The 12,756-nt window shown below is 59.6% G+C and carries 12 protein-coding genes; 8 read left to right on the forward strand and 4 right to left on the reverse strand.

Features of this window, described 5'->3' with window-relative positions; genetic code table 11:
* Nucleotides 1–18: 18 nt before the first annotated feature.
* The 4 genes from AC27VO_RS04330 to AC27VO_RS04345 form a co-directional block, all read right to left on the reverse strand.
* Complete coding sequence (locus AC27VO_RS04330; RefSeq protein ID WP_488665451.1) at nt 19–1,875, reverse strand: gamma-glutamyltransferase family protein; 1,857 nt, start codon at nt 1,873–1,875, stop codon at nt 19–21.
* 83 nt (nt 1,876–1,958) lie between these two features.
* Nucleotides 1,959–3,197 (reverse strand): sodium/glutamate symporter, encoded by a 1,239-nt coding sequence (gene gltS / locus AC27VO_RS04335; protein WP_488665452.1) that lies wholly within the window; start codon nt 3,195–3,197, stop codon nt 1,959–1,961.
* A 402-nt stretch (nt 3,198–3,599) separates the two neighbouring features.
* Nucleotides 3,600–5,135 (reverse strand): GGDEF domain-containing protein, encoded by a 1,536-nt coding sequence (locus AC27VO_RS04340; protein WP_488665453.1) that lies wholly within the window; start codon nt 5,133–5,135, stop codon nt 3,600–3,602.
* A gap of 3 nt (nt 5,136–5,138) precedes the next feature.
* On the reverse strand, nt 5,139–5,276 hold the full coding sequence (locus AC27VO_RS04345; protein WP_488665454.1) for a hypothetical protein: 138 nt from the start codon (nt 5,274–5,276) through the stop codon (nt 5,139–5,141).
* On the opposite strand from AC27VO_RS04345, the gene surE reads away from it, so the two are divergent.
* The 8 genes from surE to rlmN all read left to right on the forward strand — a co-directional run bounded on the left by surE (nt 5,275) and on the right by rlmN (nt 12,745).
* Nucleotides 5,275–6,063, forward strand: a complete 789-nt coding sequence (surE, locus tag AC27VO_RS04350) for a 5'/3'-nucleotidase SurE (RefSeq protein ID WP_488665455.1) — start codon at nt 5,275–5,277, stop codon at nt 6,061–6,063. The two genes, AC27VO_RS04345 and surE, sit on opposite strands and share 2 nt — an antisense overlap.
* Entirely contained in the window at nt 6,060–6,842 is a 783-nt protein-coding gene (locus AC27VO_RS04355) for a protein-L-isoaspartate(D-aspartate) O-methyltransferase (protein WP_488665456.1), read from the forward strand. The genes surE and AC27VO_RS04355 overlap by 4 nt, the downstream gene beginning before the upstream one ends.
* A 13-nt stretch (nt 6,843–6,855) precedes the next feature.
* Entirely contained in the window at nt 6,856–7,710 is an 855-nt protein-coding gene (locus tag AC27VO_RS04360) for a peptidoglycan DD-metalloendopeptidase family protein (protein WP_488665457.1), read from the forward strand.
* Nucleotides 7,711–7,833: 123 nt separating this feature from the next.
* Nucleotides 7,834–8,817 (forward strand): RluA family pseudouridine synthase, encoded by a 984-nt coding sequence (locus tag AC27VO_RS04365; protein WP_488665545.1) that lies wholly within the window; start codon nt 7,834–7,836, stop codon nt 8,815–8,817.
* A 107-nt stretch (nt 8,818–8,924) separates the two neighbouring features.
* Nucleotides 8,925–9,668 carry an SMC-Scp complex subunit ScpB gene (scpB, locus tag AC27VO_RS04370; protein ID WP_488665458.1) on the forward strand — a complete coding sequence of 248 codons (744 nt, stop codon included), beginning with the start codon at nt 8,925–8,927 and terminating at the stop codon, nt 9,666–9,668.
* Nucleotides 9,669–9,744: 76 nt separating this feature from the next.
* A complete protein-coding gene (gene rluB / locus AC27VO_RS04375; protein ID WP_488665459.1) occupies nt 9,745–10,995 on the forward strand; it encodes a 23S rRNA pseudouridine(2605) synthase RluB in 1,251 nt (416 codons plus the stop codon).
* Between the two features lie 110 nt (nt 10,996–11,105).
* Nucleotides 11,106–11,531 carry a nucleoside-diphosphate kinase gene (gene ndk, locus AC27VO_RS04380; protein WP_488665460.1) on the forward strand — a complete coding sequence of 142 codons (426 nt, stop codon included), beginning with the start codon at nt 11,106–11,108 and terminating at the stop codon, nt 11,529–11,531.
* 89 nt (nt 11,532–11,620) lie between these two features.
* Nucleotides 11,621–12,745, forward strand: a complete 1,125-nt coding sequence (rlmN, locus tag AC27VO_RS04385) for a dual-specificity RNA methyltransferase RlmN (RefSeq protein ID WP_488665546.1) — start codon at nt 11,621–11,623, stop codon at nt 12,743–12,745.
* The last annotated feature ends 11 nt before the right edge of the window (nt 12,746–12,756 follow it).

Here is a 12,756-nt window from a genome sequence, read left to right on the forward strand (position 1 = left end):
GCCGCACGCGGGGGCTTGTTAATCGCCCATCACCACGCCTTCACGGCGTGGATCGGCACCGCCAAACCAGAACACCTTGCCGTGAGCTTCTCCGCGGGTGATGGCTTGCAGGCCGCTGGTGAGTTCTTGCTCTTTGACCTCTGCGCCGCGTGTTTTCAAGGCCTCCACCGTGGCTGCTGGGAAGCGCTTGGCTTCCAGCAAGCTGGGTCCATTCAAGCTGCCAAAGTTGGGCAAATTGATGGCTTGTTGCGGTGTCAGTCCCCAGCCCAGCACACCTTGCAGGGTTTTGGCGGTGTAGTGAATGATTTGCGCGCCGCCGGGGCTGCCTGCACTCATCACGACTTTGCCGGTGGCTTTATCAAACACCAGCGTGGGAGCCATGGATGAGCGCGGACGCTTGCCGGGCTGCACCCGGTTGGCCACGGGTTGGCCATCGGCGGCCTTGGGGGCCATGCTGAAGTCCGTCAATTCGTTGTTGAGCAAAAAGCCCTTGACCATCTGACGGCTGCCGAACTGGTCTTCGATGGTGGTGGTCATGGCCAGGGCATTGCCATAGGCATCCACAATGCTGATGTGGCTGGTGCCGTACTCGATCTGATCGGGCATGGGGCCGTAGCTGACCTTGAATGGTGCCGGGTTGCCCGCCTGGGCCACCTTCATGCTTTGCTGGCCAATCAGGGCTGAGCGCTCTTTCAAATAGCGGCTGTCCAGCAGGTTGAGCCAGCTGCCGCCGGGGGCTTGCACAAAGTCGGGATCGGCCACGTACAGGGCGCGGTCGGCAAAGGCCAGGCGCGAGGCTTCGGTGTAGAAGTGCAGCCAGTCGGCACTGGGCAAACCATCGCTGCCCAAGGGCAGCGTAGCTGCAGGGGTGTTGCCCAGAATGCCTAAGATTTGACCAATCGCAATCGCGCCGGAGCTGGGTGGTGGAAAGCCGCAGACCTGGTAGCTGCGCTGGGGCATGTTCTGGGCGGCAGGCAAGTTCCAGTCATAGCACAGGGCCGCGCGCTTCTTGGGCTGGTAGCTGGCCAGGTCTTGGTTTGAGAGCACGCCCGGGTTGGTGGGGTGGCTGCGCACTTTTTGCACGATGGCCTGGGCCACTTCACCTTCGTGCAAGGCTTTGCTGCCGTGCTGTGCGATGGCGCGCAGCACCTTGGCGTATTCGGGGTTTTTCAGCACCGTGCCAACGGGCAGTGGTTTGCCATCTGTTCCGTAGAAATAGGCGTGGGCCACGGGATCGTGGGGCAGAAATTTTTCGGTGTTGAGCAGGCTGTTCAAGCGGGGGCTGATTTTGAAGCCTTGCTCGGCCAGGCGAATGGCGGGCTCCAGCAAGCTGGCCCAGGGCAGCTTGCCGTGTTCCTGGTGGGCCAGCTCCAGCATGCGTACCGCGCCGGGTGTACCGACGGAGCGGCCACCGACGACGGCATCGTGAAAGGCCATGGGTTTGCCGTCCGCTTGCAAAAACAGGTTCTCGGTTGCAGCCGCTGGCGCGGTTTCACGGCCGTCATAGGCTTGCACTTGCGCTCCCGCCGCGTGCAGCAGGAAGGCACCGCCACCGATGCCGCTGGATTGCGGCTCCACCAGACCCAGCACCATTTGCACGGCAATGGCGGCATCAATGGCGCTGCCGCCGGCTTTCAGAACTTGGTAGCCCGCGTCGGTGGCCAAAGGGTTGGCTGCGGCCACGGCGAACTGCTCGGTGGCCCAGCCGGGTTTGTCGGTCCAGCCGGAGCTGCCTTCGGGCTGGTTGGGGGTCTGGTAGGTCAGCGTGGGGCGGTCGCTGTCACGTGTTGGCGTTCCGCAGGCGGCCAGCAGGGCTGCAGAAACGACAACGCCCAGCACGGCGGCTGGGCGTAGAGGGTGGTATTGCTTTGGCATGGGGCAGTCTCCTCAGTGAGTGAGGCCCCAGTGTGCCGTAGCTGTGCTGTTTTGGGTGTAGGTCCAGCCCGCACCCGCAGGCGTTAGCGCACCAAGTTGATGGACAACTGAATCAGGAAGGCGTTCACGATGTCGATGAAGAAGGCGCCGACCAGCGGAACAATCAGGAAGGCCTTGTGCGAAGGGCCGTACTGGTTGGTGATGGCTTGCATGTTGGCAATGGCTGTGGGTGTTGAGCCCATGCCGAAGCCCACCTGGCCCGCTGCCAGCAGGGCCGCGTCGTAATCTTTGCCCATGGCGCGGAACGTGATCCAGTAGGCGAACAGTGCCATGGCGATGGTCTGGGCCACCATGATGACCAGCAAAGGACCGGCCAGGTCTGCCAGTTCCCACAGGCGCATCGACAGCAGGGCCATGGCCAGGTAGATGGACAGTGCGGCATTGCCAAACACATCAATGGCGCGGTCGAACACCTGGAAGCCAAAGATGTAGTCCAGGGTGTTGCGAATGATCACGCCGCCGCCCAGGCACCAGACAAAGGTGGGCATCTGGAAGGCGGTGTCTGCGGTGAGGTTGCGCATCAATTCGCCAAAAGCCAGGCAGCCGGCAAACAGCGCCATGGTCTCGACAGCCGCGTCGGCGGTGATCAGCCGAGGGGCCTTGTTGGACACTTCAAAAGCCAGTACATCGCTGCCTTCGCTGATGGGGGGTATGTCGGTGCGGCTTTGCTCCGAAGTGCTGCGTGGCTTGGCCAGCTTGTAGCGGGTGACCAGGCGCTTGGCCAGTGGGCCGCCCATGATGGAGCCGATCACCAGACCAAAGGTGGCGCAGGCAATGCCCAGGGTGGTGGCGCCGGTGAGACCGTATTGCTGCTCCAGCACGGGACCCCAGGCACCGGCAGTGCCGTGGCCACCCACGAGGGTGATGGAGCCCGCGACGATACCGACCAGCGGATCAAGCCCCAGTGCAGCGGCAATTCCAATGCCCACGCCGTTTTGCACAAGGATGAAACCAGAGATCACCAGCAGGAAGACCACCAGACCGATGCCGCCTTCGCGCAGCTTGGAGAAGTTGGCGCTCAGGCCGATGGACGAGAAGAACACCAGCATGAAGGCGGTCTGCAGGTCGTTGGCGAAGCTGAACGTCCAGCCCAGCGACAGGTTCAGCGCCAGGATGACGGCTGCAACCACCAGGCCGCCGGCCACGGGTTCAGGGATGTTGTACTCGCGCAGAAGGCGGATGCGGTGGACCAGAAACTTGCCCAGCAGCAAAACCAGGACTGCAAGGATGAGCGAGTAATACGCACTGAAATTCAAATGCATGCAAGAGTTCTTTCACAAGAAGCAGGAAGCGCCGCCCTGCTTTTTGCAAGCTCCAAAGCGTGCAACAGGGCGCTGGCGGTTAAAAGTCAAAGATAGGTCTGCGCAGATATGCAAAAACTACATGTCCATTGCTATTGAGTAAATAGCTGGATCCGCTGTGAGTTTGTGCGCACTCCGGCAGTTGTTCCTTTTAGATGTAAAAGTTGTTTTATGACTTTTCGGAATGTGACACTGGTATGCAAACGTGCACGACAGGCCTAGCGCGCGAACTATGCACCAATGTGTGCGTTAGTGCTTGCTGTCGTGGCTATGTCCTGCTGTGCAGCGTATTTGCTTGGGTGCTGTCTGGAATGTGTTAGAGGTCTTGTAGAAGACGTGAGCGCTTGCTGATTGTGTGCGGTGTCAGCCTAATGCAACGCGTGCCATGCCCATGCGCTGGGCCTGTTCACAGGCCTGGGCGGCGCGCTGCAGGGCTTCGGCGGGGGTGTCCAGGCCGCTGACGGCAATGACGCCCGCACTGAAACTCAGAGCGATGCTGTGTTCATCCAGTAGCAGTGGGCGCTTGCTTAATTCTTCTTGCAGGCGCGCCAGGGCTTGCGCCGTGGGGGCTGCCAGAGTGGCCGGGAACAGAATGGCAAATTGCTGTGCGTTGATGCGCCCCAAGGCATCTTGGGGGCGCAAGGTGGCACGGATCAACCGGGCGACGTGGACCAGTGCGGCCTGTGGAGCCTGGGGGCCATGTGTGGCTTCCAGGGCATCCAGTCCGTCGATCTGCAGGGCCGCCAGTGCGGTGGGTTGTGGGTGGCGCTGGTTGCGGGCGGCTTCCGTCAGCAGGGTATCTTTCATGCCTTGGGGGTTGAGGGCGCCGGTCTCCGGGTCGTTGCGTGTGCTGTCCTCCACCTGGTGCAGTGCATTGGACAGGGCTTCAATCTGCTCTGCCTGGATCTGGATTTGCGCGCGCAAATCAGCCAGCTGGGCTTGAACCATGCGGTTTTCCGTGGCCAAGGCGCTGCCGGAATGCACCACGGACTCGAGCACCGCAGCCAGATCGCCCAAATCTTGGGACTGCTGAATTTGCTGGGCGCAGTCTGCCAGCGCCGTGGCGTGGCTTTCACTGAGCTGGCCCAGGCTGGCCATTTGGGCGGTGTGCTCGCCCAGCAGGGATTTGAGTTGTTCGTGGGCGTCTGTACGCAGGCTTTCTATTTCGAGGTGGCGGAACAGCAAATTCTTGAGGTGGGTCTGTATCCGGTCGAGCTGTGGCAGCGTCCAAGTTTGTTCCATGGCACCCGACAGGGCCTGGGCCTGTTGCTGCAGTGTCTGGTCGTATTCGGCAATGGAGGCAATGTGCTCTCCGACCATGCGCAGCAAGGCGTGGATGCTGAGGCGCCGCTGGGCTTGGTCTTCGGCGGTGAATGACAGGCGGTAGCTGTAGTTGTGCAGCATTTGCTCCAGCGTGACCAGCGGAGGTGGGGCCATTCGCAAAAAATGCACCAACTGATCAGACAGTTCGTGCATGCGCTGGTCTTCTTCGCCCAGCGCCGTCATGATGGTCTCGATCAGTCGGGCGATGTGCTGCGCCAAAGAGGCTGGGAGTACTTCGATGGTTTGGCTGGCTGCCGGGGCATCTGTCACGGAGGTCTGGGGGGCAATTCCCAAGTCCAACTGGGCATAGTCGGCAATCGCGCCTTGCAGGGCCGTCCAGTCCTGGGCCTCCACTGCGGCTGCAAAGCTGTGGGCCATGCGCTTTTGCGTGGCGGTCTGTGTGGGCAGCACGGTGGCAATACGCCGAAGCGGTGCTTGGGGAAAGCTGACTTGCGGGAGCAAGCCTGCGACTTCTTCATACACCGCCTGGTAATTGGCGGGGGTGGGGGGCAACTGGCGGGTGGCCAGGAGCTTGAGCGTGTCACGGGCAATATCAGCAGGGGTGCGTGCGGCCACAGGCTAGCCTTCGAAGGTGGTGTGCAAGGCGCTCAGTGTGGCAGAGCTTGATGGGGTTTGCATGCCGCAGTCATTCCAGGGTTCATGGTGGCGCGGGGCGTGCATGGCACCTACAATCGGCGCAATCTGTTGAGAGCCCATGAAGATTCTTATTTCCAACGACGACGGTTATCAGGCACCCGGCATCGTCGCGCTGCATGATGCCCTGGCCTCCATTGAAGGTGTGGAGGTGGAGGTGGTCGCCCCAGAGCACAACAACAGCGCGAAATCGAATGCGCTGACCTTGCATTCGCCGCTGTATGTACACCGTGCGGCCAACGGCTTTCGCTATGTGAATGGCACGCCCGCTGATTGCGTGCACATCGCCATGACCGGCCTGCTGGGCTACAAACCTGATTTGGTGGTCTCGGGCATCAACAATGGCGCGAACATGGGCGATGACACCATCTACTCTGGCACCGTAGGTGCGGCCATGGAAGGGTATCTGTTTGGGGTGCCGGCCATCGCCTTTTCGCAAGTCGAGCGCGATTGGCTGGAGCTGGCGGCTGCCGCACAAAAAGCCAAACAAATGGTGCAGCAAATGCGGCAACAGCAGCTGATTGGCCAAGCGCCATGGCTGCTGAATGTGAATATTCCTAATCTCCCCCTGGAGCAGTTGGGAGCCGTGAAGCTGTGCCGCTTGGGGCGTCGCCATTCTGCAGAGCCGGTGATCACGCAAATCAGTCCGCGCGGCGAAACTATGTATTGGATTGGCAGCGCCGGTGCGGCCAAGGATGAGTCGGAAGGCACGGATTTCCATGCCACAGCGCATGGCCATGTGGCCATGACACCGCTGAAAGTGGATTTGACCGATCACGACCATCTGGTCTATTGGGCGCAGACGGCGTCGCGTCTGGATGCATCGCCACCTGCCAAGGAGGCGGCATGAGCGATTCCAAGCGCCCAGTGCCAGGATGGATTGCTGCCTCTGCAGCCCCCAAACATGTGAATGGACGCGTGGGTACCAATGCACCCCAGGCGCAGCGCTCGGTAGTCGCACCGGTCGGGGTGGGGCTGGACTCTGTCGCAGTGCGCATGCGCATGGTGCAGCGGCTGGCAGCCACAGGCATTCAATCGCAGAGCGTGTTGGGCGCGCTGGGGCGCGTCGAGCGCCATTTGTTTGTCGATAGTGCCTTGGTCAACCAGGCCTATGAAGACACCAGCCTGCCCATAGGCCTGCAGCAAACCATCTCCAAACCCAGTGTGGTGGCGCGGATGATTGAGTTGCTCGAGGGGGCGGAGTGTGTACGCGCCACGGGAAAAATGGGGCGCATTCTGGAAGTGGGAACCGGTTGTGGCTACCAAGCCGCAGTGCTGGCGTGTGTGGCCCAGCAGGTGTATTCCGTGGAGCGTCTCAAGGGCTTGCATGAAAAGGCGCGGAACAATTTGCGCCCATTGCAACTCACAAATGTGCATCTTTTGTTTGGGGACGGGATGTTGGGTTACGCGCAAGGTGGACCTTATGCGGGCATCATCTCGGCTGCAGGGGGTGACTCTGTGCCTCAAGCGTGGTTGGATCAATTGGCAGTGGGAGGGCGTTTGGTCGCTCCTACGGTCAGAAGTACGGGGCAGCAGGCACTCCTGGTGGTGGATAAAACACCGCACGGTTTTACTGAGTCTGTGCTCGAGGCAGTGCATTTCGTCCCTTTAAAATCTGGGATTGCCTGAAAAGGAAATAAATATGTTGTTATCGCGAGGTCTTGGAGCTTTGAGTGCAGTGCTGGTCGCTGGCGGTTTGCTGGCAGGCTGTGCTCAGGTGAACAAGGCGCCGGTCGAGGACCGTGGAGGCTGGAGTTCGAATAACGTGGCGCGTGTGGATCCTGCAACGCTGCCCGGTGCTGAAAATGCGGGCAAACCCGGTTATTACACGGTGCAAACGGGTGACACGCTGATTCGTATTGGTCTGGAACATGGCCAGAGCTGGAAAGACATTGCCCGTTGGAGCAACCTGACCAACCCTGATCTGATCGAGGTGGGGCAGGTGGTGCGCGTGGTGCCACCAGGCACCGTAGAGCCTTCGCCCGGTGCACGCCCTGTCGCATCGACTTCGGTGCAGGCCGTGACATTGCCACCTGCGGGTAGCACCGCCAGCACTCCAGTTGCCACGCCCCCTGCGGCAGCAGCTCCTGCGGAGAGCAGCGCGCCTGCCAGCGCAGGTGGGGATGCCAGTGGTTTAGGCTTTATGTGGCCTGCATCGGGTGCAGTCATCGCGGGCTTTAATGAGTCCACCAACAAGGGCTTGGACATCGCAGGCAAGGCAGGTGACCCTATTGTGGCCACGGCCGATGGCCGAGTGGTCTATGCCGGTGCCGGTCTGCGTGGCTATGGTCATCTGGTGATCTTGAAGCACAACAACACGTATTTGACGGCCTATGCGCACAACCAGAAGTTGTTGGTCAAGGAAGATCAAAACGTGAAGAAGGGCCAGAAGATTGCCGAGATGGGTAACAGCGATGCCGATCGCGTGAAGCTGCACTTCGAGGTGCGCCGACAAGGCAAGCCGGTGGATCCTTCGCGTTACTTGCCTGCACGCTAAACGCTGCACCAGGCGATTGCTTTGGTCACAATGCCCGGCAGCCAACTGCGCCGGGCATTTTTTGTTGGTATGTTTTGATGGGGAATAGGCGTGAGTCCTAATGCTGAGCCAGTGGATCACGAGATGCTGTTGGAGGCGGAAGATGCCTCTGAACTGGAGGCCGCAGCTGCGGCGGTAGAGCTGCGGACATTGGTGGTGCAAATGGCGCAGCACGGTGGGCGCCTTGACAAAGCGCTGGTTGATTTGGTGCCTGAGTTTTCGCGCAGCTATCTGCAGCAATTGCTGGAGCAAGGTGCGGTACAGCTCAACCACAAGGTGGCGACCAAGTCTTCGGTCAAAGTTAAGCTTGGCGATGTCATTGGCGTTGAAATGCGGCCTACGGCGCAAAGCCAGTCGTTCAAGCCGGAGGCCATGGCGCTGGATGTGGTCTATGAAGATGCCTATTTGCTGGTGCTGAATAAGCCGGCGGGCCTCGTGGTGCACCCCGCACCCGGTAACTGGCAGGGGACGCTGCTCAATGGACTGTTGGCACACCATGCGGGAGCTGTAACGGTGCCGCGTGCTGGCATCGTGCACCGTCTGGACAAAGACACCAGCGGTTTGATGGTGGTGGCGAAAGATCGCCAGACCATGGATGCCTTGGTGGCATTGATTGCGCGACGAGATGTGAGCCGTCGATACTTGGCGCTGGCGCACAAGCCCTGGAAAGGGCCTGAGCTGCAGAAAGTAGATGCGCCGATTGGCCGTGATCCTCGCAATCGCCTGCGCATGGCGGTGGTGGATCTGGCACAGCATGCTGGCAAGGAGGCGCGCACAGATATCACCTGTTGGGCGACGACTGCGGAGCATTGTTTGGTGCACTGCAAGCTGCATACGGGGCGAACCCACCAAATCCGCGTGCACATGCTTTCTTTGGGGCATCCGTTGGTTGCCGATGCCTTGTACGGCGGTGCACAAGCAGGTGGCATGCAGCGGCAGGCGCTGCATGCGTTCCGGCTGTCTTTTGACCATCCGAGGACTGGGGAGCATCTGGAGTTGGCGGCAGAGCCGCCCGCTGATTTCCTGGTGGCAGCTGAACAATTGGGTCTAAGCTACAATCCACAATGAACAAAGGGCGGGCCTGTGGCTTACCCTTTTCGTTGGTGTACTTGCCCGTGAGGGTCCGGTCCATCTGTCTCCTCCCCCTTTCCTCTTGCGAGGCTTGCGTCTAAACCATGAATTCGGTTGATGCCAAACGGGTCCTAGAAACCGCCTTGATCTGTGCTCAGCAGCCTTTGCCGCTGAGGGATTTGCGCGCGCTGTTTGACGGTAATTTGGGGGCGGACACACTCAAGGACTTGTTGCTGGCATTGCAGCAAGAATGGACGGGTCGGGGTGTGGAGTTGGTGCAAATTGCTTCGGGCTGGCGTTTTCAAAGCCGCCCGGAGATGCGTGGCTATCTCGATAAATTGCACCCGGGAAAGCCCCCACGCTATAGCCGTGCGGTGCTGGAGACGCTGGCCATCATTGCGTACCGTCAACCGGTTACGCGCGGTGATATTGAAGACATCCGTGGGGTGACGGTCAATAGCTTGATCATCAAGCAGTTGGAAGACCGGGGCTGGGTGGAAGAAATTGGCCACCGTGAAACCGTGGGGCGTCCGGCGCTGCTGGCCACCACGCGGCAGTTCTTGGATGACCTGGGGCTTAAATCCCTGGATGAGTTGCCCATGCTGGATGAGCCAGAGTCCCAAGCTTCGTTGTTCAATGCGCTGGAAGGCGAGGCGGATGGCGCAGGTGTGGTGATGGCTGATGGTGCCTTGCCTGAAGCGCCCGCCGATGACCTGTTTGCTGAGCCTGCATTGCCCATGGATGCTGTGTTTGTGCCGGTTGCTGCAGCAGAGGGTGATCTGTCGTCGTCCGCTGATGTGAACGCGGTGGAAGCAGTGGCAGAAACTAGCGAAGCCGATAAAGCCTGAGTGCTTGGCGTACACCGCCTAAATTTGACTGAAAGCGTCTTGCCTGGAGCGATGGTTGGGCGCGGAAATGGAAATCATGACGAAAGAACAAAAGCCCGCGCGTCGCGAGCCACGCAGTGCCGAGCGCAAGCCGCAGACGGTGCGTGAAAATGCCCCAACTGCGCAGCAACCTGAACAAGACATGCTGGCATTGCTCAATGCTGAGCCAAGCTATGACTTTGATGCCGTCGTCGCTGGTGAGCTGGATGCAGCAGAGGCGCTGGGCGACGATGCAGTGGCTGATAAGCGCGTGCTCAAGCCCGAAGTTGAATCGCCGAAGCTGCACAAAGTGCTGGCCCAGGCCGGGCTGGGGTCGCGCCTGGAGGTGGAACGCTGGATTGCGGAAGGCCGCATCACGGTGAATGCACAGCTGGCCCATGTGGGGCAGCGCATTCAATTGGGTGACAGCATCAAGGTGGATGGTAAGCCCGTGAAGGTGCGTATTGATCCTCCTGCCGTGCGGGTGCTGGCATACCACAAGCCTGCGGGCGAAGTGGTGACCCTGGATGATCCGCAAAACCGTCCCACGGTGTTTCGTCGCTTGCCCAAGTTGCACAACGGGAAGTGGCAGTCGGTGGGGCGTCTGGACTTGAATACCGAAGGCTTGCTGCTGTTTACCAGTTCAGGCACCCTGGCCAATAACCTGATGCACCCCCGCTTTGGCTTGGAGCGCGAATACGCTGTGCGTGTGTTGGGTGCCCTGACCAAGGAAGAAAAGCAGTTGCTGACAACGGGCGTTCAGCTCGATGATGGTGAGGCTGCTTTTGGCTCTATTGAGGACGGCGGTGGTGAAGGTGCCAACGTTTGGTACCGGGTAACGATTTCGGAAGGGCGCAATCGCGAGGTGCGTCGCATGTTTGAGTCGGTGGGGCGTGCAGTGAGTCGCTTGATTCGTATCCGTTATGGTGCGATGCAGTTGCCCCGTGGCTTGCGTCGCGGTGCATGGATGGAGCTGGATGAGCAAGACGTGCAGGCCCTGATCAAGGCGACCGGTTCGGCAATGCCTAAGCCCAAGAAGGCTGCAACACAGGGTAATGTGCGTCGTGAGTCGGATCGCGCAGGGTCACGCAAAAAGGCGCGTGTCAATGTGGCCGAGGAAGAGCGCTTCTTGCGGGCGCGTCGCAAGACCAAGTCCGGCCCCAAACGCACCAGCAACAACGATTACCAATTGCCGGGTGCACAGCCCGATCCGATGCAAACATCGGTGGGGTATATCGGTAGTGACAGTCTGGCGCGCGCGCGTGCCGAGCAAAAGCGCAAACCTGGCGCTCGCCGCAACGGCCGTTAAACCATCAAGGGCGCTTGGTGACCCAGTTTCAAGGTTTGCCTGCGCCCCGTTAGAATCAAGGGTTTTGCCGAGTCGGCAAAAAATCATTCCCTTTTCATTAGGAAATCCAAATGGCTATCGAACGTACCCTCTCCATCATCAAGCCTGACGCAGTTGCCAAGAACGTGATCGGCCAAATCTACAGCCGTTTCGAAGGCGCTGGCCTGAAGATCGCCGCTGCCAAGCTGGTGCACCTGTCGCGCGCTGATGCTGAGCAGTTCTACGCTGTGCACGCTGCCCGTCCTTTCTTCAAGGACCTGGTTGAGTTCATGATCTCCGGTCCCGTGATGATCCAAGCGCTGGAAGGCGAAAACGCCATCCTGAAGAACCGCGAACTGATGGGCGCTACCGATCCTAAGAAGGCTGAAGCCGGCACCATCCGCGCTGACTTCGCTGACAGCATCGATGCCAACGCTGTGCACGGTTCCGACGCTGCTGAAACAGCTGCTGTCGAAATCGCTTTCTTCTTCCCTGGCATGAACGTCTACGCACGTTAATTCCATGAATCCCATGCTGGCCGTGCTTGCTGTAACGGCAGCACCCCCGCATGGGAGTGTTGCCCTGTAAGTGGTCTGGGGTAATGCATATGACCACCACCAATCTTTTGAATTTTGACCTTCAGGGACTGACCGCCTATTGCGAGTCGCTGGGGGAGAAGCGTTTTCGCGCTACGCAGCTGTTTCGCTGGATCCACCAGCGCGGTGCCAGCGACTTTGACCAGATGACCGATCTGGCCAAGTCCTTGCGCGAAAAGCTCAAAGGCCAAGCTCATATTGAAGGCTTGCCCGTGATTACCCAGCACGAATCCCAAGACGGCACGATCAAGTGGCTGTTTGATGTGGGTGATGGCAATGCTGTGGAATCTGTATTTATTCCAGAAGATGACCGCGGCACACTGTGTGTCTCTTCGCAGGCAGGTTGTGCGGTGGGCTGTCGCTTTTGCTCGACCGGGCACCAGGGCTTCAGCCGCAATCTGTCGACCGGCGAAATCATGGCGCAGCTGTGGTTTGCCGAACATTTCTTGCGCAAGCACCTCCAAAGAGAGGACCGTGTCATCACCAATGTGGTGATGATGGGCATGGGGGAACCTATGCAGAACTACACGGCCTTGGTGCCTGCGCTGCGCACCATGCTGGATGACCATGCTTATGGTCTGTCGCGCCGCCGTGTGACGGTGTCGACCTCTGGTGTTGTTCCCATGATGGATCGTTTGGCGCAAGACTGTGCGGTGGCGCTGGCTGTCTCGCTGCACGCACCCAATGATCCATTGCGTGACAACCTGGTGCCATTGAATAAAAAGTACCCTCTGGATGAGCTGATGCAGGCATGCATTCGCTATCTGGAGTTCGCGCCACGAGATTTCATTACGTTCGAGTACTGCATGCTCGACGGTGTGAATGACAAGCCTGAGCATGCGCAGCAATTGATTGAACTCATTCGCCAGCATGGCAAGGGCAAACCTTGGTGCAAGCTGAACTTGATTCCGTTCAATCCATTTCCTGCCTCTGGCCTGCTGCGTTCGTCGAATGCTGCGGTCACCGCGTTTGCAAAAATGCTCAGTGATGCGGGTATTGTGACCACGGTGCGCAAGACCCGGGGTGACGATATCGATGCTGCCTGTGGCCAGCTGGCCGGTGACGTGAAAGACAGAACGCGAGCCGCTGAGCGCATGGCAAAGCAACGTACCATACCGCTGACGCCTATTTTCTAACGGTTCCATTT

Source organism: Comamonas sp. 14P8.1.4 (assembly GCF_057799285.1).

What these genes read in the sequence shown, in the direction of transcription:
- surE (WP_488665455.1), top strand. Translation starts at nt 5,275, where the DNA reads ATGAAGATTCTTATTTCCAACGACGACGGTTATCAGGCACCCGGCATC.
- AC27VO_RS04345 (WP_488665454.1), bottom strand. Translation starts at nt 5,276, where the DNA reads ATGGGCTCTCAACAGATTGCGCCGATTGTAGGTGCCATGCACGCCCCG.
- rluB (WP_488665459.1), top strand. Translation starts at nt 9,745, where the DNA reads ATGACGAAAGAACAAAAGCCCGCGCGTCGCGAGCCACGCAGTGCCGAG.
- scpB (WP_488665458.1), top strand. Translation starts at nt 8,925, where the DNA reads ATGAATTCGGTTGATGCCAAACGGGTCCTAGAAACCGCCTTGATCTGT.
- rlmN (WP_488665546.1), top strand. Translation starts at nt 11,621, where the DNA reads ATGACCACCACCAATCTTTTGAATTTTGACCTTCAGGGACTGACCGCC.
- gltS (WP_488665452.1), bottom strand. Translation starts at nt 3,197, where the DNA reads ATGCATTTGAATTTCAGTGCGTATTACTCGCTCATCCTTGCAGTCCTG.
- AC27VO_RS04360 (WP_488665457.1), top strand. Translation starts at nt 6,856, where the DNA reads ATGTTGTTATCGCGAGGTCTTGGAGCTTTGAGTGCAGTGCTGGTCGCT.
- AC27VO_RS04365 (WP_488665545.1), top strand. Translation starts at nt 7,834, where the DNA reads ATGCTGTTGGAGGCGGAAGATGCCTCTGAACTGGAGGCCGCAGCTGCG.
- AC27VO_RS04330 (WP_488665451.1), bottom strand. Translation starts at nt 1,875, where the DNA reads ATGCCAAAGCAATACCACCCTCTACGCCCAGCCGCCGTGCTGGGCGTT.
- ndk (WP_488665460.1), top strand. Translation starts at nt 11,106, where the DNA reads ATGGCTATCGAACGTACCCTCTCCATCATCAAGCCTGACGCAGTTGCC.
- AC27VO_RS04355 (WP_488665456.1), top strand. Translation starts at nt 6,060, where the DNA reads ATGAGCGATTCCAAGCGCCCAGTGCCAGGATGGATTGCTGCCTCTGCA.